The organism is Nocardia sp. NBC_01388, from assembly GCF_045040085.1.
Lineage (GTDB): Bacteria > Actinomycetota > Actinomycetes > Mycobacteriales > Mycobacteriaceae > Nocardia.
In genome coordinates this window covers 4802541-4822600 of the sequence record NZ_CP109553.1, presented here as the reverse complement: position 1 = coordinate 4822600, position 20060 = coordinate 4802541, and the positions used below count along the sequence as shown (strand labels likewise).

Here is a 20060-nt window from a genome sequence, read left to right as displayed (position 1 = left end):
CCATGAGCACCCCCACCCCGCCGCTGGGCAACCCCGCCGAAGCCGATGCCATCCGCACGATCCGCACCCTGGTCGAAGCCCAAGACCTTCGTGCCGCGAAAGCGCAACTGCGCCAACTACAAGCCGGCACCGACGACGCGACGTGGGCGATGATCGTCGAGATCGCCAACACTCTGCGATTCAAAACCCCCACCGTCGCGGTCACGAAACTACGCAACCTCTGGCGCCACAACGAACAATTCCGGCCTCTCATCGAAGCGTGCGTGCCGAAATCCGGTGAACGCCAATACATTCCCGAACCACCGCCCGTCCGGGCCGAGACCGGACCGATCGTTCCGCGAGCGAGCAAGGTTAGCCGGGATATCGACCCGGACAAACGCGTCGCACCGGAGAACAGGAGGCGGAGTCCCAGGACAAAGATCATCGAGGACTATGAAGATTCCCTGGACAAGAACGAACGCGACGATCCAGGGGTGCCTCGTGAGGCGCCGATTATCGGCCGCCGCGACTACGACGTCGAGGCCCTGACCCATGTCCCGACCACACTGTGTGTGTCCTGCCGCCTGGAACGCGCTGCCATCGACCGGCACACCGAACGCGCCCAGGCCGGACGGGGCGATGACGGCCTGTGCGGCGAATGCCGCAGCCTCGGCCGCTCCGGGCTACCCGAACTTGAACCAGGACATACCCTCACCGATCAGTTGCAGGTGCGCCTGGAATACCTGGCCGAACACTTCCCCACGGACGGGCGCGGCATCTTCCGGCAAGAGTGGCGCTACGCCGACCGACATGCACAGCCCATCATCAGCGCCTGGGTACAAACCCACACCAACCCCGACCCACCGCGAACACCAACACCCGCCCCGGCAGTTTCCGGCAGCTTCAACGACTGGTGCGAGCGCTGCGGCGAATACCGCTACATGGCCGACCGCTACAACAAACTGTGTATCGACTGCGACCCGCGCAACAAGCAGCCAGCCTTCCAAGCCGGGGGCATCGAAGCACAGCACCGCCGCTACGCGCAGGAGATCAGCGGCGCAAGGCAAGAGTCCGGAGCGCGACCCTCCTCGGACACCGCGCAGACTAAGCCCACCGCCGAAGAATCCCGCACCCGAGCACGAGCATCATCGCCGGCCGAATCCAACGACGTAGCAGCAAAGCCCGATGCCAGCGTTCCGTCGCCCGATCGCCGGAGAAAGCTGATCGAGAGCGCCCGCGAAAAGGCCAGAGCCACAGCGCAAGAGCGGCGACGTGCGATATCTCGTCAGCCAAAGACAGCTGCGCGGACACGCCTTCAGCACTGACAGCCCGTCGCGCGAGTCAAGGCCGCGACGTGACGAGGGCGCGTAGTCCGAGCGTCTGATCCGGGGCGCAGCGGGCTTGCTTCGGGGAGTGCATACCGTCTGCCCGCGGGGAACGTGCCGCACGGGAACGTGATGGGGTCTTGGCGTAGTTGGATGACGAGCGCTGAGCAACAACACTCGGGTCAATACACCTGAACAGCAAGCGCTCCTGCGTATTACAGATGGGTAGATCACGAATAATGGAATAGAGCCAGCATTCGCCGACAGCGCCTGGTGATTTTGCGCGCCTCGGCGCTATCAGATGTGCGCGGGCACTACCGTCCGTGCATATCCGGCGGTTCAGACTGAACCTGCCGACCTTGCTTGGTGGACTCGAGGGTCGAGTGTGGTCACCTTGTCGGCGTCACCGTACGGCGACTACCCGAATGCGGCGATCTCCACTGACCACCACGTGCTGGCCCGCCGGTAGGTGCTTGCTGTTCGGCACGACGATCACATCGACGTCGGGCCTGCCCGCTGCGCGAATTAGCGCGGCCACGGTCTGCTCGTCGTCGGAAGAAGCCAAATATGTTCCACCCCAACGGTATCCTTGCCTATCGGCCCAGGCGCGAATCGGTAGAGCATGGACCTCTGGCGATACTTCGGTAGGGAGCCGGAGGCGGTTGATGTATCCCAAAGCCGTCCGAGGTTGCGGATCGAGGGGTTTGCGTCGCGGGTGCATAGCGAGCGTCCTTCTGGCAGCGAGTCGAATTCGATTGAGAGTCAGGGCATTTGCTGATCAGCGGTTGCCAGGATCAGGCAATCAGCGGAGTGGCCGGCGTGCAGGTCGTGCAGCTGCTGCGCGCGTTGTGCGGTCATACCCAGGGGCTCGGCATGGCACAGGTACTCGGCTAGTTCACCGTCGGCGTGAACGAACATTCCCGGACGTGGCTGTTGTGGGTCGCGGTAGGCGGGATCGGGCATTGCAAGCTCCTGTAACAATCAGGAATCGAAGCGGTGGGCCGCGGTTTGGAGCGCAGCCACGACAATGGTGATCGGCGACCGCGCTGGGCTGCGCGGGCCATACAGCCAGCTGCGCAATGCCGAACCGAGGGTCGGCAGTGCCACAGGTGTAGGCGCGAGAATCGGCACGATCGGATACCGGAACGCCGTGATTAGCATTTGCTGAACGGTCTGCGCATCGGGCACGCCGTCGGTGAGAAACATCCACCGGTTGCCGCTGACCGAGAACGCTGGAACCGACCCCGAATCCCGTAGCGGGAAAGCCGCCGCCGCGAGCGATCGCGGCGCGAGTACACCCGCAGTGTGCCGATCGGTAGCCGCGAGAATGTGGCCGCTGCTGGGATCGTGGTACGCAGCTAGCCCGAAGCGGCGCTCATAGATGGCGCACCGCTGCTCGATCATTAGATCGATTCCGGAACGCTCACACTCTGTTTCGAACATCGTGGACACCAGGCACCGCCTCAGCTGACCGAAGCCATGATCTGCAGGCCCGGGACCGATCGGACGCCGCCGGTCCCGGCGGCCGTACGAGCCTGGCGGTTCTCGGCTTCCACCCGCGCCACGATGCTCATTGCCGACCAGTCGGGGCCATTATGACCACCGTCTACACGAACAGCGTCAGTCGTGGTGTAGCGCAAAGCGAACCAGACCAGCACGCCACCCGCGGCCACACCTATCAGGAATAACGTGAAAGCGAACATCGGAAGACCTCCTCATCGGTAGTTACTGACGATCGGGCAAACTAAGCAACTTCGGCGCGTCACTTGCTCACGGCCGAGCCTTCGACACTTCTGTTTCGTGAGGTCGAACATTGTTGCGGCACAACCCAAACGGGCAGGACCCGCAGCGGGATTTGCGGGGGCCACGTCTTGCTGCGAACTGGGTCCTTGTCCGGCCGTGTTCACAACCATCGGTAGAGTCCTTCGCAAATCATTCGTTTGAAATCGACGCAGTCGTCGGTCACGATGCGGACGACAAGGTCTGGGCTGTGGTGTCGGGCCCAGTCGTCGAGGAAGTTCTTTGCCGCCGCGCGGTTCACGCGGTAGTCCGCGATTACCTTGGGTCGGGCCGCGTCGCGGATATCGGTGAACCGAACGTGGACATCCGGTTCTTCCGGCGCCGGTGACGATGAGTCTGGAGGTTGCATGGGAGATCACCCGGAGAGTCCTGATACGAGGACTTCGGGGATTCCTTCTGCGACGCGGAGGCGGCAAGAGTCGGACCAAGAGCGCTCGACCCGATCGGATTTCGGATCCGGTTGGCAGAATCTTTCGGCACCGAGGCTGGCGAGCCTGGCAGTGTTCCGCCGCTTTAGGGCGTGGACCGGGCGAGTCGACCAGACGCAACCGCGCGGGGGTTTGCTGTCACTCTCCGCCTGATGCCGGGTCTGTTGGCTGGCGATTAAAGGCATATCAGTTAGCTGCACGGACATGGCCAAGCTCCCGCTCTGACTTACGCACGTACTGAACTTGTCATCGATTGTGACGTTCAACACCTCTGACACTAGACTTGTCAACTTGACAACGCAACAGGCAGACCACAGATTCTGGGGGACGGTAGGATTGCCCCACGGACGGAAGGAGCTGTCGTGCCGATGTCGCCCACGGTTGCGAGAATGGAGCTGTTGCTCCGCCTGAACCAGTGGAGAACCGACCTGAATATCGACCCCGCGACGGCGGCCAGCGCCCTGAGAATCACCACCAACTACTGGCATCAGCTGATGTCGGATCGGCGAGCGCTTACCGACGACCACTTCAAAGCCATGCTGAATCTGTTCAGCGTCGACGCTCAGGAGCGCCAGGCACTAGAAGTGCTGCGTACCGAAGCGCGTGAACGTGGCTGGTGGATGGGTTATCAGGGACTGTTCGATGACGAAACACGTCGGCTTTTCGGCCTGGAGCACGGGGCGGCCTCGATCGCGACCTACGAAGCGCTGGTCATACCCGGTCTGTTGCAAACCGAGGACTACGCGCGGGCGATCATGGCGTCCGACGTCGCCCGCATCCGCCCGTTGGATACAGACCTCTACATCGAGGTGCGAATGCGCCGCCAGCAGCGCCTGATCGGTGATGATCCGTTGAGTCTGACAGCGTTGATCCACCAAGCTGCCCTGGAACAGCTGACCGGCGACCAGGCGGTAATGCGCGGTCAGCTTCGGCATCTTTCGGAGATGATGAGGAACCACGAGAAGACGATCGATATCCGGATCGTTCCGTTCACAGCGCCTGTCAGGCCGATCCTGTCTGGATCGCCGTTTCACATCGTCTACTTCTCGAGCCCCATGCTCAGTCCTGTTGCGTGGCATGAGTCGGTCGTGACACGCGGCATTATCGACGATCCGGGCAGGGTGCGTGAACTACGCATCCTCTTCGAGCGGCAGGCCGATTTGGCGCTGAGCCGTGAAGACTCATTGACCCTGATAGACCGAACGGCAGATAGGATAGCTTGAGAATTATGAGCGTAGTCAAGCCCGTGAACTGGACAAAAGGTGGCTTCCGAAAGCCGCTCCGCTCCAATGACGGCCCTTCGTGTGTCGAGTGGAAATTTGATGGCGAGCGGGTGCTCATCCAGGACAGCAAGTACGCGGGCGACGTGGACAGACAACCAATCATCGCGTGTCCACGCGGTGATTGGCCGCGCCTACTTGAACTGACTCTCAGCGCCAATTCCGGCACGACGGGCAACATCGAGGTCGCCCTCCACTCCAACGGGGCTGCCACGCTCAAAGGTGCGGACGCGAAAGGCGAAGCGGTCAGGCTGGATTACACGCCGAAGGAGTGGGACGCCTGGGCGAAGGGTGTCGCAGATGGTGAAGCTGACCACGCCTAACTTCACACAGGCGCACCGCGTTTAGGGTCATGCCAAATCCATCGGTGCGAACCTGTCCGAGGCAGTGAATTCGCTACAGTGAATTTGACGCAGCCCTTCGTGCGCATGGCACCGTAGACACACCCGGCAGCCGCCTCGACAATCGCCCATGACACGAATGCCGTGCTAGATGAACTGTCGAAGCGGACAGGTGACGAACGTGTCGGACCGCTTCGGTAAGGTTCGCCGCTATGCGGCCTGCCACTGCGGTCGTCGCGGACCTCATTACGGGCATCTCGCCCTACGATGATCTCGAACGACGCCACATCGCAAGAACTTTGGATTGGCTCGGTTCGACCGACGACATCTTCCGGCGGGCAAAGCCAGACATCCCGTCACCACACCTCGCCGTCTATATGGTCATGGTCGACCCCGAGGCGCGAGGTGTGTATCTCGGCCAGCATCGCCTGGCCGGACTACATCTGCCGATGGGCGGACATGTGGAGCCTGGCGAACATCCGTTAGCAGCGGCCCGCCGGGAAGCTGGCGAAGAACTCGGTATCGAGGCCGAATTCGATGTGGTGGGCCAGCAACCAGTGCTGCTCACCAACGGCACCGTCGGCAGCACGCCGGTTCATACCGACATTTCGTTGTGGTACGTGATCCGCGGCGTTCGCGCTCGCCGGTACACACTCGACCCCAGTGAGTTCGACGGTGGACGATGGTGGGATCTGGACCCGCATGGCCTGCCGGCCACTGATCCACACCTGCCCCGATTCCTCCGCAAGCTCGACAGCATCCTGTTGCCCGACATACGCCGGTGAGCAAACTGGTCGTGACTGCAGGACTCCGTCTCCAGCATCTTTGCTCAGCAGTTGGGCAATCACAGCAAAGGTTTTGTGGCGCTGTCGGTCTGAAGCGATCACCGAGCCAATCGGTTGTACGTTGATGCTGCATCAACATCAGGACGACCGACGCCAGCGGGCAGAAAATCGTTGTTAGCTGCGAGGTGTCCCGAGCTATCGTCGACGGATGAATCATGACTTGTCTTGGTTGCCAGCGGAGTTGGACCCCGTTGTACTTCGGTTGGTGCGAGCAGACCAACTCGCGGCCGAACTTGGCGAGGTCGCTGGAGAGTGGTCGAAGGTGGCTCTGGATCTACGTCAGGTAGAGCGAGACGATGGTGGTCACGACCTGGTAGTTAAGGGCATCCGAGAGATCCCCCCGTTGGCGACGATGCTGTTCAGCGAAGCCGTGCACCATATGCGCGCAGCCATCGACAATGTGCTGTACCAGCTCGTCGAACTGGGGAGGGCCGCACCCCTTTCCGCCGCAGAGGCCAAGACGGTCGATTTCCCGATCCGCGTCGAAAAGACCTTCAAGGAGTGGCGGAAAAGCGTAGTTCGTAAGGGTCTCGTGGAACTCGACGAGGGCGCGAAGCTCGGTGATCGCGTTGCGTGCCTTCAACCTTACATCGACACGATGTCACAGGTTCCGTCCATCAGTGCATTGCTCTCGATCATGACGGGTATGCCGGTCGTTAACGAACACCCGCTTCTGCTCCTTCAGGAATACTCCAACGTTGACAAGCATCGGATGATCCGACTCGCCCTTCCGCGTTCAGCGTTCCAGGACGAGGACGAACCGTTCTGGACCAGTGTTCACAGCATGCGTGCGGTGGCAGTCGGCGACATCCTCAAATCGGCTGCTCCCGGTGAGGTCGCGGTCGTGACAGCCCAAACGGCGGTGCATGTCCTGAGACCTGACGGAATCACTTGGGTCGCGCCTGTGCCCGAGCTGTGCCACATCGGTAGTTACATCGCTGATGTGCTCATACCCACCTTGGTCAGGGGGATGGTTCTGCCTGACAGTTTGCCGCGGTTCGCCGAGTTGGGTGACAACGGGGTAACTGCGCGGCAACGCCTGGAGGCAGGTCATTCCGACAATGCCCACGCACGGTTTAAGAAGGCTGTCGATGCTCTGTACGACAACAGTTACGAACCGGAATTGAAGGTGGCGCAGCGGGACTAACCTGGGTCATCCATTCTCGGTTGGTCACTGGCGCATCGCAGGTCCGCTCGGCCAGCCGGCAGCGCCAGCTTGACTCGGTCACGAGAATGGCGCATGCCCGACGGCTTATAAGGCTCCTACCTTCGCCTCGCGCCAACCAAATCCGTGGCGGGTGCTGAACGTCATCATCGTGTGCACATGCATCCGGCGCGAGTTCCTTGAGTCTGAGCCATTCGGGGCCTTCATCTCTGCATACTGAATTCGTGCTCACCTCTTTGCGCGATCTGGCGGCGAAAGTCACCGAAGCCGGGTCGACCGGCGCTACGCTGCGCGATCCGATGCTGCGGTACCGGAGCATGAACACCCTCGACACACCGGCGTGCCTGGACTGGCAAGCCCAACTGCTCATGTCTGCGGCTGAGGTCGACGACATACAGGTGTGCGTCGGCGTCTGTGAGTTCCTGACGGTGCAAGTCGGCGAGGACTCGTTCTCCGGCGCCATCCTGGACGACTACTCGACCGAAGCAGGAGTCTTTAGCCCGATCTTCGACGGAGCTTGGACCGCCGACCATGTCCAAGACCAGTTCGACGGCGTGCCGTTCAATAACGCGCTGTTGGTGCTCTCGGCGATCCTGATCGAGCCGGTGCAACGCGGGCACAACCTCGGTGCCTGGATGGTGTCGCGAGTCACCCACCGGATGCTGCCTGGCAACGACGGTCTCGTGCTGATGTATCCCTCACCGCTATTCAAATCGGCCGAGCCGATTCAGCAGCTTGAGGCTGTCGAAAGTCTGACCCGGCACTGGAAGCGCACAGTCGCGGTCGTGCCGATCGACCAGCATCCAGGCATCCTTGGACAGAGCACGGCCCACATCCATCTGGACGAGGCCCGCCGCGCCCTGCGCGTGCCTGCAGAGATCACCGTCCTCGCCTCGGCGCTCAAATGCTCCCCGGAAATCGTGCTGACCGATTAGGCATCGAGATGCTCGGTGTGGTGGCGACTGAGCTGGAAACTCTCGCTCCCATTTTCGCCCGATTTTCGGCGGAGGAACACTACGGCGGCCCTGAACTCCGGACCCTCTCACACAGCGCCTCGATGCGATCCCCGTGTTCCCTGAACACACCTATACCCGCAATTGCGTAGGCGCAGCGCGGGCGGAGCTTTCTGTGAAGAACAGGGCGAACGTTCGAGGCATGGCGATCAGTGCGTGCCCTTTCCAGTCCGTGTGCGATGGTGTCGAAGCCTAGTCGCAGCACGATCGTGGGAGGGCCTAAATCCGTTGTGGCGGAATGGATTCGTACTTTGCGCGCAGGGTGTGGATCAGTGCGTGCTCGGTGGGAAATGCGGTGTCGTCGACCCGGGATACCGCCCGCACACCGACCGCGGCGTTGGTGGCGACAATCGCGGCGAACTTCGGCAGATCGGCCAGGGTGACTTTCTCGGTGAGGACGTCTTCGTCGCGGGCCTGGTTGATCAGCCGCATGGTGGTGCCCACCAGGACCTCGGCGTCTGGCCAGATCAACTGGCCGTCGTCGTTAATGAATGCGATGTTGCTGGTGGCGATTTCGGACACGGTGCCCTCGGGGCTGGTCAGCAACACGTCGTCGAACCCGGCGCGCTGAGCGCCTGCGCGCAGGTACTGCGTGGCGAACAGGCCGAGGTGCTTGATCCGCGCCATCTGGCGGTGACCGACCGCGGCCTGCAGAGTGAGCGGGGTTTGCGGGACCACCAGTGCTGGGCGGGCGCTGACGAGGATATGTGGCTGCGCGGGGGCCCCGGGGTGTGCGAGCTGGAGGGCGGGGTCGTAGACGGTGATGCGCACAACCAGCGAATCGTCGCTGGCGGGCAGTGCGTGGCGTACGAGATCGCGTACGCGGTTGGTGTCGAGTTCGGTGGCGAAGACGTCGCGGCAGTCGCGGCGGAGCCGATCCAGGTGCAACGTCAGGCCTTTGACTGCGCCGGCCGTGATCCGCATCGAGGTGAAGTGCCCGAATCCGACGAATCCCAATGGCGCGAGTTGGGCAGCTGTGACTGGCACGCCGTTGAGTTCCATGCGTTTAAGTTTCGCATTGCGACGCAGCGCGAGCGGGGTCGACGGGGGAGGAAGGGCGTTGAAATTCGGTGAAAGGCTGTTTCTCAGCGGCCGATTTCACGTCAATGTTGAACGGTGTGAGCTGCTCGAACAGCGGCCCCGTCCTACGCGCGGTCGACAGAGCCTGGGAAAAGGGGAGCCGACGCTGATGACGGCGCAACCGGAATCTTCCACCGGTCCAGCCCGTCACGGGCTGGACCGGCCGTGTTTCGGGGCACGCTTTCCTCAAGACCGCACAACCTGCCGAATTTTCTGGTCAGCTCCGTCGAAGCGCTGGCCACCCTCACCCTTTGTGTGAGTGCGGGTTTTTGGTGGTCGCGGCTCACGTTTTTGTTTCCGGAAACCCGTTGGGGCGCCGATTACGGCCGTGATGCGTAGTTAGGGGCGTCGGTGGTGATGGCGACGTCGTGCGGGTGGCTCTCGCGCATGCCCGCTGCTGTGATTCGCATCAGCTGTGCCTGTTGCAGTTCGGGGATCGTGCGGGTGCCGGCGAAGCCCATACCAGCGCGCAGGCCGCCCACGAGCTGATGCAAGACATCCGGCAGAGGTCCTCGGAATGGTGTGCGCCCCTCGATGCCCTGGGGGACAAGCTGTTTCTCAGCGAGGACGTCGTCCTGGAAATAGCGATCCTTCGAATAGGACTTGCCCCCATCGCGGCCGCGCATGGCCGCCAGCGAGCCCATTCCCCGGTATACCTTGAACTGCTTGCTGCCCACCAGCATAACGTCACCGGTCGATTCGGTAGTGCCGGCGAGCAGACTGCCCAGCATGACCGTACTGGCCCCTGCCGCAATCGCTTTGGTGATGTCGCCCGAGTACTGGACGCCGCCGTCGGCGATGACGGGGACCCCGGCGGGGCCGCAGGCGGCGTAAGCCTCTGCGATGGCGGTGATCTGGGGAACACCGACACCGGCCACGACCCGGGTGGTGCAGATCGAGCCGGGTCCGACACCTACCTTGACGCCATCGGCGCCGACGTCGACGAGCGCCTGCGCTCCCGCACGGGTAGCGATGTTGCCACCGACGATGTCGACCTTGTCGCCGAGGTCCTTCTTGAGCCGGGCGACCATATCCAAGACGTCACGGTGGTGGCCGTGTGCGGTGTCGACCATGATCACGTCGATGTCCGCCTCGGCCAGTGCCATGGCACGGGTGTAGCCGTCCTCACCGACACCGATGGCGGCGCCGACCAGCAGCCTGCCCTGGCTGTCACGCGCCGCCAGAGGGTAGTGCTCGGACTTCACGTAGTCCTTGACCGTGCGCAGTCCCGCCAGCTTTCCGGCCGCGTCGACGATCGGCAGTTTCTCGACCTTGTGGGCGCGCAAAATGTCCAGCGCGTCGTCGGCTGTGACTCCTACCGGGGCGGTGATCAGCCGCTCGGTGGTCATGACTTCACGCACGGGTCGTGACATGTCGCGTTCGAATCGCATGTCGCGGTTGGTGATGATTCCGACGAGCAACCCGTTGTCGTCGACTACCGGTACGCCCGAGATCCGGAATTTGGCGCACAGGTCGTCGACGTGCTGCAGGGTCGCGTCCGGTGTACAGGTGACGGGGTCGAAGACCATTCCCGCTTCGGAACGCTTGACGATTTCGACCTGTCCCGCCTGCGCGTCCACGGGCAGATTGCGGTGCAGGACACCGAGACCCCCGTGGCGGGCCATGGCGATAGCCATCCGGGCTTCGGTGACGGTGTCCATCGCCGCCGAGACGACCGGCACGTTCAGTGTGACGTTGCGGGAGACCCTGGTCGTGGTGTCGACCCCGCTCGGAATCACGTCCGAATCGGCTGGTACCAGCAGCACATCATCGAATGTCAGCCCTACCGGCAGGTCGGACAGTGCTACCTCAACGCGGGAATTCATGGGGGTGACCAGCTCCTCAGCAGGGGATGTGAGCGGAACGGTGGTGGGAGTGTAGCAATCGCGCCGATCGCGGCGACCGCGGGTGAATCCGAAAGTCCCATAAGGGATAAAACCCCAAGTAGGTGAAAGAGCCACGGCCAGAACAATATTCATCTCACCTGGACTTGTCGGTTTGTGGGGGAATTGAGTCGGTTGTGCCACCGCCACATCGCCAAGACGAGCCACAGCTGGTCTATCGACCACGTCGAGAGGTCGCTTTCGCGTGGCATCGCGAAAAGTGCACCCACGAGCGGGTCGGCGCGAATGGATCGCTCGTGACGGCGCGCCAGACTTACCAAACTGCCGTGCAATGCGCCCTTTTCAGGGTAGGGAAAGACCGCCTTCGGCCTCGACACCACAGTGCCGGGAATGCTCGGCTGCATGCACGCGCGCAGTAGCACCTTGCCGTGCCGGGTACGTGGGTGGATGTGGCGTTCGAAGGGCGCCGCGAAGCACCATTCGACGAACGGGTGATCGAGGAAAGGGAACCGCGCCTCGACCGACATGCGCATCGCGAGGAAGTCCTCGAACTGCACAATCCGGGGGATTTGGGTGCGTACCAGGAGCCGATGCGCACGCTCGAGGGCCGTTCCAGGCTGGTCGTGCATGATCTCCAGCACCGCTGTGCGTGCGGCGCGACGGTTACGCAGGACATCTGCGGAGAGCCCTGGTGCCTGGCGTGAGGCGGGCAGGCGGTAGACCAGGTCCTTGCCCGGATCGCCGATATCGAGGATGTTGGCGAGGAAATTCGATTGGCCGATATAGCCGCCCATGATCTCGTCCGCACCCTGACCGTTGAGCACGACGCGCAGGCCCAGATCACGCACGACACGGTAGTTGGCCAGGATGCTGACCAACCGGACATCGTCATTGACCGCTGCCAGGTCACAGACAGAGTCGATGTCGTCGAGGGTGATCGTGTTGGGCCGCACATGGATTCGGTGGTCGACCTCAGTGTGAAGGGACTCGACCAGCAGACGGCTGAACCGCATGTCGTCGTTGAAAGTCGATGCCGCGCGGTCTGCGAGTTCGTGCGCGTTGTAGGCGATGGTGACCGCCGTGAGCGGGCCGTGACGTGCTGCGAGTGCGGTGATCGCGGAGGAATCGAGGCCACCGCTGAGAAAGGCGCACACCGGAACGTCGGCCGCCTGCATCCTCTGCACGCTGTCGGTCAGCAGCTCTTCCAGTTCGGCGGCTGATCCTTGTGCGTGCGTGTCGGTTTCAGGTAATGACCAGTAGGTGGTGGCATAGGTGGTGCCCTCGGCGGTGACGACCAGGTAGGTCGCAGGCGGGACCGCGCGGACTTCGGCGAGGGCGGTGCGCCAGGGATCGACCTCGAGGGTCGACGAGCACAACAGCTGGTGCCCGATGGTGTCGAGGTCCGGGCGATGGGGAACACCTGAGCACTGCAGTAGTGCTTGCGCTTCGGAGGCGAACGCGAACGCGGCGGGGCCGGAGTGAAAGTACAGGGGTTTGATGCCGAGCCGGTCGCGCACCAGCGTCAGGTGCCGGGCCCGCTGGTCCCAAATAGCGAAGGCGAACATGCCACGGAACCGCTGCAGGACCGCCGGTCCCCATTTCTGCCAGGCCCGCAGCACCACCTCCGTGTCGGTCCCGGACTCGAACACGAACTCCGCGGCGAGTTCCTTCCGCAGTTCTCGGAAGTTGTAGAGCTCGCCGTTGTAGGTGATGGTCAGATGCGCTCGTGTCATCGGCTGAGCGCCAGCCACTCCCAGGCCGACGATGCTCAGGCGTCGGTGCCCGAATATGACAGTGTCGATGGCCCAGATCCCTTCGGCGTCAGGACCACGGTGGGTGAGCGCGGCGGTCATCGCTTCCACATCGAAGCGCCCAGGTACCGGGCCTCCGGCGCGGTGATGGACCAGCGTTCCCGCGATGCCGCATCCGCTGTACATGCTCATTCGCTGCGACCTTCGAGGACATCGCGCAGCGCAGTCAGTCCCTCGCCGGACAGCATCGAGAAGTGATCGCCCGCAACGACTTCCACACGCACCAGCGTGCGGCTGTGCGGTCGCCACGCCCCGATATCCACCAGCCCGGCGACGCTCGTGTCCTGGGAGACGACGACGGTGAGAGCCTCGACCTGGCCGACCGGATGCCAGGCCGCCAACGCCCGCCGGTTGGCGAGCAAGACACCGACCTGCTGGTGGAGCAGCGACCGTTCCTCAGTGCCGAAGTCCGCGTCCAACAACTGCTGTATCAGGCCCCGAATCCGTTCAGGCTCCGGAAGATTCACGGCGGCGACGACACCCGATGCGACCGCGGACCTCGGGATCCAGGGCACGAGCCGATGCAGTTGGTCGGTGAGGGACGCCTTGTCGTCGGCGCGTTCTCTCGCCGAGGTCGGCGGGTCGATCAGTGTCACGGCGGCCACCTGGTCGCCGCCGCCCTCGAGCTCTCGGGCCACCTCGTACGCGACTGCGGCGCCGAAGGACCACCCGGTGATCGTGTACGGGCCGTGTGGCTGGATGCGGCGGATCCGTGCGCAGTACTCTGCCGCGAGCCCGGCGACGCTGGTATCTGGACTCGGTTCAGATTGGGGAAGTCCGATCCACCGCCACGGGGTGCCCGGCCGCGATGCCAGCGGTTGCGCCCAGGTGATGGTGCCGTCGACGGGGTGTACCAGGAAGTGGGGTGGCGAGCCCGCGCTGCCACCGAGAGGCACTGCGGCCGCAGTCTCCTCGATTGCGTCGACCATTACTTTCAGCACGGCGTCGGCGGCGCTGGGGTCGATTCGGGCCGGATCGACAGCGCATCGCACGACCATCGTGTGCTCGGTGTCGGCCACGATGATATCCAGCGGTGTCGGCAGGACGTTGGCCGGGCCGATCCCGAATCCGGTTGGGACCGGCAGCGGGGTGAGGATGTCGGTGGGCAGTGGCGCGCTGCGCTGGCCGAGAAAGTTGAACGTGATCTCGGGTTCGGTGATCTGGGCGGTGAGGGTGCCGAGCGGCGTGGCCGGCTTGAGGTAGCGGGCGACGCCGTAGTGCGCGCCGTCGGCGGGAACCTCGCCCAGGCGGTGTTCGACATCCTCGGCGGCGGCGAGCAATTCAGTCTGCTCACCGACCGGCAGAGATACCGGATACAGTGCGGTCAGCCAGCCGACGATCTCCTCCGCGCCCGGCAGATGGTCGCGGCCGTGGCCTTCCAACAGGACGTAAAGGTGTCGCCCGAGCGTGCGGGTGACCCCGCGGGCCAGCGCAGCCAGCAGCACTGCTCGTGCGCTGGGTCCTTGCAGCAGCGGCAGTTCACGCACCAGCAGTCGCCGCGCCAGCGGCGACAAGCTGTGCTCGGTGCGGTACAGGGCGCCGAACGGGGTCCGCTCTGCTGCTGCGCCAGTGATGCTCGGTTGCGGTGTGTCCGCCAGGGTCTGCCAATGGTTGACTTCGGAGTCGTTGGATTGCAGCGGAATTCGCTCCGGCATGCCCGCGGCAACACGATTTTCGACTGCAGCATCCCCGACGGAGCGCCGGTGGATGCCTGTTTCGATATCGCGGACAAGGACGTCCCACGAGACGGCATCGACGATGAGGTGATGCAATGCCAGGCACAGCCACCGCCGTCCTGAGTCGGATTTGGTGCACAGGTCGATGCGCCACAACCGGGCCGCGCTGATCGACAGGGTCTGGGTCATTGTGGCCAGGTGCCGGTGCAGTGCTGAATCATCGTGCACCGCAGAGAAAGTCACGTGGTTGACGGACGGGCCGGTCGCGGCGTCGAGTAGCCGGGCATGCCACTGATCACCGACCTGCTCGAACGCGGTGCGGAAGGCGTCGTGGCGGACCACCGTCGATTCGATCGCGGCGACCAGATCGCGGGCTTGCGTGCGGGGGTCGATCTGGAATGCGCGGACCCCCTGAAAGCGGTCCGGGTCGGTGAATTGCTGTGCGAAGAACCATCCTTGGATCCCCGAGAGCGCGAGCATTGTCCCGCCGGGTCGCCGCCGATCCACCGTTGTTGGGCTGGTGGGCAGAGTTTCGGTGATTGTTCGGATGGTGCGTGCGCGGATGACGGCAGGGACCGACAGAGCCAGTCCGTGTGAGCGGGCCAGGGTCACCGCCCGGATCGCGAGCAGCGAATCACCGCCGAGGGTGAAGAAGTCGTCGTCGACGGTGATGTCCTGGCGGCCCAACAGAGTGCGCCACAACTGCAGCAGCAGCCCCTGTACCGAATCACCTTGGGGTTCGGGGTTTTCGGTCGCAACGTGCGGGCCGGTCGGAGTCGGCATCCGGGTGCGGTCGATCTTTCCGATACGGGTGCGTGGCAGCTCGCCGACGATCGCGTACAGCGACGGCACCATGTAGGCAGGCAGCCGTTCGCTGAGCCAGCGGCACAACTCGGTGGCCAGGGTGTGGTCGTGGCCCGGGGCGGCCACGAACGCCGCTAACTGCGGGGTGCCTGCTACCTCGTCGATCGCGACGAATGCCGCTTTCACCGCCGGATGTTCTGTCAGACAGGCGGTCACCTCGCCTGCCTCAATCCGGAACCCGCGAATCTTGATCTGGTCGTCGAGGCGGCCGAGGATCTCGAATTCCCCGTCGGGCAGCAGGCGGGCGGCGTCACCGGTGCGATATACGCGTTCGGTGGCTCGGGGTCCGATCGCCAGTGGCCCGAAGTGGCGGCAGGTCAGGTCCGGTCGTCCGAGGTAGCCCGCCGATACGCCCGCCCCTGCGATGGCCAGCTCACCCCGTGCGCCGATAGGCGAGAAGTGCCCGCGCGGATCCAGCACGAACAGTGCGCCGTTCGCGATCGGTCGTCCGATCGCGACCCGGTGCGTGCTGGTGCGCCGGGCCGGTGGATGCACCCGTGCCACTGAGCTCCATACGGTCGCTTCGGTCGGCCCGTACTCGTTGTACAGCGCCACCTCAGGCAACACCTCGGCGTGGCGGTGCACCAGGTCGCGTGTGCACGGCTCACCTCCGACCGCGACTACCTGAAGCGAACTCGCCCAATGGTTTTCGATGCCGTCGAGGAAGACCGTGTAGAAGGAGGATACGAAGTTCAGGTGCGTGACCTCGTGTGCGTCGATCAGCGAGCGCAACGTATCGGGATCCTGGCCGGCTTCGTCGGTGTCGGGGAAGAGGACGGTGCCCCCGAGCCACAGCGTCCACATCACCATCGACGCGGCGACGTCGAAGACCACCGGCAGCGTCACCAACGTGCGCGGCGGAGTCGAGCCGAATTCGACGGTCCGCGCATGGATCGCGGCCACCGCGTTCGCGTGCGTGGCCACAACTGCCTTCGGCGCTCCCGTCGAACCGGAGGTGTAGGTCAGATACGCCGGGGCGCCGGGTTCAATCACCGCCAGCGGCGGCGGTATCAGTGCGGCGGCGGCCTTCTCGGGGCAGATCACCGGCACTGCGGAGCCTCGAAATGCGGCGACAGTCTCGGAGGCGCACAGCACTGCCGCCGAGGAACTGTTGTGTACCAGCGTCAGCAGCCGCATCCGTGGTTGCGTGGAATCGAGGGTGACGTAGGTTCCGCCGCGGCGCAGTACCGCCAGCCATGCCGCGACCAGTTCCACCGACCTGGGGTAGGCGATCGCGATGGTCATGCTCGCGCCTAGCCCGACCTGGTCGAGCACGCTCTCGTAGTGTGCTACGAGTTCATCGAGTTCACGGTAGGTGACCTGGAGGGATCGGTGAATCAGCGCGATCGCGTCCGGGGCGCAGGTCATGGCGTGCTCGACGCCCTCGGTGATCGTGGTGAACGTCGGTGCCGAGTCCGGCCCGATACCGGCGGACAGGATGCGGCGAGTCATCACCGGCCCCAGCAGATCCTGGCGCTCGATCGGGGTATCCCAGAAGTCGGTGATCGAAGCGACGATGTGGGCGAATTGGGCGGCGTGCTCCTGCACCGTCGCCGGATCGAACAGGGCGCTGTTGTACTCCCACAGAACATCGATTCCGATGCGGCGTGAACCGTCCTGCGTCGCAACCATTTCCGGTACACACACGACGTTGACATCGTTCTTCGCCGACCCGTTGTGGTCGATCCGCAGCTCACCACGCAAGCCATCGAGTTCGAACTGCGGGCGTGGACTGTCGTGGAAGGCGAACATCAACCCGAACAGCGCATTTCGCGCGGGATCGCGCGGCAGGTCCAGGGACTCGACCAAATCGACCAGCGGGAATTCCTGATGGTCCTGCGCGCCGAGTAGCACCTGCATGACGTCCTGGACGACTTCGCCAGCGGTGGCGGAGTCCTCGAGGCGCAGCCGCAACGGCAGTGCGTTGACGAACATGCCGAGCAGATTCGCGGTCTCGGCCTGGCGGCGGTTGGACAGCGCGGACCCGATCACCATGTCTGGCTCGTGTGTATGCCGCCACACCAGCAAAGCGAACGCGGACAAGAACATCGCGAACCGCGTCACTCCCTGGCGGGCACACGTGGCATCGATGGCGGCCACGACCTCCGGGGTGATACTCAGCCGGAGACACCCTCCATCGAAACTCTGCGTAGGCGGCCTCGGGTGGTCCGGTTCGAAGGTGATACCGACGGGAGAGCAGCCCTGCAATGTGCTCAGCCAGTACTGCTGCTGGCGGCGATAGTGCTCGCTGCCACGCCACGCGTGGTACCAGTGGGCGTAGTCGCGGTACTGAACCTGCAGGGCCGGGCGCGGGTAGGGACGGGAATGGTGGGCCGCGTGGTAGGCGTCGCGGATCTCGCCCAGCAGTAGCGTCGCGGACCACCCATCGTGGACGAAGTGGTGTTCGACTTGGAACAACTGCCACCGCACCGGTGAGAGCCGGTACAGATACCAGCGCACCAACGGCAGTGCCGCGATATCAAACCCGCAGCGCATCGCCGCGTTCTTGTGCTCGTCCAGGGTGTGGCGCTGATCATCCTCGCCGAGCGGGGACAGATCCACCTGTTCGACGCGGACCGGCCAAGGGGCGTGGACGCGTTGGACCGGGCCGTGCGGGCTGTCGTGGAAGGTGGTGCGCAGGATCTCGTGACCGGCGACGATGCCGGTCAGAGCCTCCTCGAGCGCGACCGGCTCCAGTTCTCCGGTCAGGTCGAGGGTGCACTGGGTGGTGTAGGCCAGCGCCGACGGCGCCAGGTGATGCAGGATCCAGATCTGACGCTGCTGGGCGCTGAGCGGGGCGGTATCGGTCTCGCGGCCGGTCACCACCAGCGCCGGCCTGCCGGTTCGGTCCGCGCCCCGCACGTGTTCGGCGAGCTCACGCGCGTCGGACACGGCGAACAGCACGGCCATCGGGATCTCGACCCCGAAGCGGCTGCTGATCGCCGCCGCGCACCGCACATGTGACAACGAGGCGAGCCCGAGCCCGCGCAGATCCGTATCGACCGCGATCTGCTCGATCCCGGTTATCTCGACCAGCATCTCGACCAGGACCGCCTCGACCTCATCAGCTGCGGCTGCGCCGGACCGAACGGGTGCCGCAGGGCAAGGAAGGAGACGTCCGTCGATCTTGCCGTTCGCGGTGTGCGGCAATGACTTCAGGCTCACCCAGGCGGTGGGAATCATGTACCGAGGCAGCCTGGACACCAAGTGCGCCCGTGCCTGAGCTGCGGTGACGACCACATCGCCACTGGTGACCAGGTAACCCACCAGTGTGGCCTCCGCGCCCAGATCCGCGCGCACGCTCACATACGCTTGCTCCACGCCGGGGTGGGACATCAGTGCGGTTTCGACGTGGCCCGGCTCGACCCGGTTGCCGTGAATCTTGAGTTGGCGATCAGCTCGACCGAGGAACCGGAACTGGCCATCGGGGCCGACTTCGACCAAATCGCCTGTCCGATAGGCCGATTCGCCGCCGGGCAACGCGATGAACCGGTCGGCGGTGAGTTCGGGTTGGGCGAGGTAGCCGAGTGCCACCTGCGGGCCGGTGATACCGAGCTCTCCGGTCGCGCCCTTTACGGTCTCGATCACGGTGCCGGTCTCATCGAGCAGGGTGTAGCCAGTGTTGAGCAGCGGTGTGCCGATAGTCAACGCGAATTGCTGCCCGGACGTGCCGCAATACACCAGTGCGTAGCTGGAGAATACGCAGGCTTCGGTGGGCCCGTACTCGTTGTACAGCGAAGTATGTGGCAGCAGTTGGGCGTGCCGGTCGATGAGCATCTCGCTCCACCGTTCGCTGCCGATCATGACCGTCGTCAACGAAGGCGGCGGGTCGGCCGAAATCCGCTCCAGGAAAGGCGGATACAGCCCCGCCGCATATACCAGGTGTGTGATCTGCTCCCGGCGGACCAGCTCCACTGTGCTTGCCACATCAGTCAACGGCATCGTGTTGACGATCAGCGTGCCGCCGCCCAGCAACGCATAGAACACCACCCCGGACGCGACATCGAACGCCGGCGAATGCAGTAACGCAATACGCTCCGGCCTGCCATACGCCAGGATCCGTGCCTGCGTGGAATTGAGCATCGAACGGTGCGCGAGCACAACACCTTTGGGCCTACCGGTCGATCCCGACGTGAAGATGACATAGGCCGGATCCTCACGGCGCGGCGCGGGCAATTGCGTCTGCGCGCTCGCGGCGGCGGTGAGCTGGGCGACCGTCACCCACCGCGCCGATCCCGCAGGAGCCTGCGGGATTCGATCCTCGCTGGTGACGACGATCGCCGGTCGCGCTTGTTCGAGCAGCCCGGCGATGTACTCCTGCGGTGCGGACGGGTCGATCGGCAGGTAGGTCAGCCCTGCGCTCACTGTGCCGATCAGTGCGGCGACGAACTCCACCGACCGGTCCAGCAGCACCACAACCACTCCCGCCTCACGGTCCGGACCGGCCAGCGTGGTCAAGCCCCGTGCCACCGCGCCGGTCAGCTCCGCGAGTTCACGGTAGGTCCACACCTCGTAGCCGGACCGGACCGCGATCCGGTCGCTGTTGCGTGCCACCGCAGCGGTGAAGGCGTCTCCCAGATTCGACTCTGTGCTGAGCGAGATATCCATG

Annotated in this window: 15 protein-coding genes; 6 read left to right on the top strand and 9 right to left on the bottom strand. The window is 64.1% G+C overall.

All coding sequences use genetic code 11. The annotated features are described in order from the left end of the window. Positions 1–2 precede the first annotated feature (2 nt). On the top strand, positions 3–1304 hold the full coding sequence (locus OG716_RS23730; RefSeq protein WP_405132961.1) for a hypothetical protein: 1302 nt from the start codon (positions 3–5) through the stop codon (positions 1302–1304). A 403-nt stretch (positions 1305–1707) separates the two neighbouring features. Here OG716_RS23730 and OG716_RS23725 read toward each other — a convergent pair whose 3' ends face one another. The 5 genes from OG716_RS23725 to OG716_RS23705 all read right to left on the bottom strand — a co-directional run bounded on the left by OG716_RS23725 (position 1708) and on the right by OG716_RS23705 (position 3453). Then, complete coding sequence (locus tag OG716_RS23725) at positions 1708–1869, bottom strand: hypothetical protein (protein WP_405132960.1); 162 nt, start codon at positions 1867–1869, stop codon at positions 1708–1710. Between the two features lie 197 nt (positions 1870–2066). Further along, complete coding sequence (locus OG716_RS23720) at positions 2067–2267, bottom strand: hypothetical protein (protein ID WP_405132959.1); 201 nt, start codon at positions 2265–2267, stop codon at positions 2067–2069. 18 nt (positions 2268–2285) lie between these two features. Further along, the gene (locus tag OG716_RS23715) at positions 2286–2708 is read right to left on the bottom strand and encodes a hypothetical protein (RefSeq protein ID WP_405132958.1); all 423 of its coding nucleotides are present in this window, start codon (positions 2706–2708) and stop codon (positions 2286–2288) included. A 59-nt stretch (positions 2709–2767) separates the two neighbouring features. After that, the gene (locus OG716_RS23710; RefSeq protein ID WP_405132957.1) at positions 2768–3007 is read right to left on the bottom strand and encodes a hypothetical protein; all 240 of its coding nucleotides are present in this window, start codon (positions 3005–3007) and stop codon (positions 2768–2770) included. A gap of 200 nt (positions 3008–3207) precedes the next feature. Further along, positions 3208–3453, bottom strand: a complete 246-nt coding sequence (locus OG716_RS23705) for a hypothetical protein (RefSeq protein WP_405132956.1) — start codon at positions 3451–3453, stop codon at positions 3208–3210. 468 nt (positions 3454–3921) lie between these two features. On the opposite strand from OG716_RS23705, the gene OG716_RS23700 reads away from it, so the two are divergent. The 5 genes from OG716_RS23700 to OG716_RS23680 all read left to right on the top strand — a co-directional run bounded on the left by OG716_RS23700 (position 3922) and on the right by OG716_RS23680 (position 8098). After that, entirely contained in the window at positions 3922–4755 is an 834-nt protein-coding gene (locus OG716_RS23700; RefSeq protein ID WP_405132955.1) for a DUF5753 domain-containing protein, read from the top strand. Between the two features lie 5 nt (positions 4756–4760). Beyond that, positions 4761–5135, top strand: a complete 375-nt coding sequence (locus OG716_RS23695; RefSeq protein ID WP_405132954.1) for a hypothetical protein — start codon at positions 4761–4763, stop codon at positions 5133–5135. Positions 5136–5452: 317 nt separating this feature from the next. Beyond that, positions 5453–5938 (top strand): NUDIX domain-containing protein, encoded by a 486-nt coding sequence (locus OG716_RS23690; protein ID WP_405132953.1) that lies wholly within the window; start codon positions 5453–5455, stop codon positions 5936–5938. 208 nt (positions 5939–6146) lie between these two features. Then, complete coding sequence (locus OG716_RS23685) at positions 6147–7145, top strand: hypothetical protein (protein WP_405132952.1); 999 nt, start codon at positions 6147–6149, stop codon at positions 7143–7145. Between the two features lie 242 nt (positions 7146–7387). Next, positions 7388–8098, top strand: coding sequence for a hypothetical protein (locus OG716_RS23680; protein ID WP_405132951.1), 711 nt, complete (start codon positions 7388–7390; stop codon positions 8096–8098). A gap of 297 nt (positions 8099–8395) precedes the next feature. Here the strand turns inward: OG716_RS23680 and OG716_RS23675 are convergent, their stop codons facing one another. The 4 genes from OG716_RS23675 to OG716_RS23660 all read right to left on the bottom strand — a co-directional run bounded on the left by OG716_RS23675 (position 8396) and on the right by OG716_RS23660 (position 20059). Beyond that, a complete protein-coding gene (locus OG716_RS23675) occupies positions 8396–9205 on the bottom strand; it encodes an aminotransferase class IV family protein (RefSeq protein WP_405139867.1) in 810 nt (269 codons plus the stop codon). A 371-nt stretch (positions 9206–9576) separates the two neighbouring features. Beyond that, a complete protein-coding gene (gene guaB / locus OG716_RS23670) occupies positions 9577–11082 on the bottom strand; it encodes an IMP dehydrogenase (protein ID WP_405132950.1) in 1506 nt (501 codons plus the stop codon). A 149-nt stretch (positions 11083–11231) separates the two neighbouring features. Then, a complete protein-coding gene (gene asnB / locus OG716_RS23665; RefSeq protein WP_405132949.1) occupies positions 11232–13043 on the bottom strand; it encodes an asparagine synthase (glutamine-hydrolyzing) in 1812 nt (603 codons plus the stop codon). Further along, entirely contained in the window at positions 13040–20059 is a 7020-nt protein-coding gene (locus OG716_RS23660; protein ID WP_405132948.1) for an amino acid adenylation domain-containing protein, read from the bottom strand. The genes asnB and OG716_RS23660 overlap by 4 nt, the downstream gene beginning before the upstream one ends. Position 20060 lies beyond the last annotated feature (1 nt).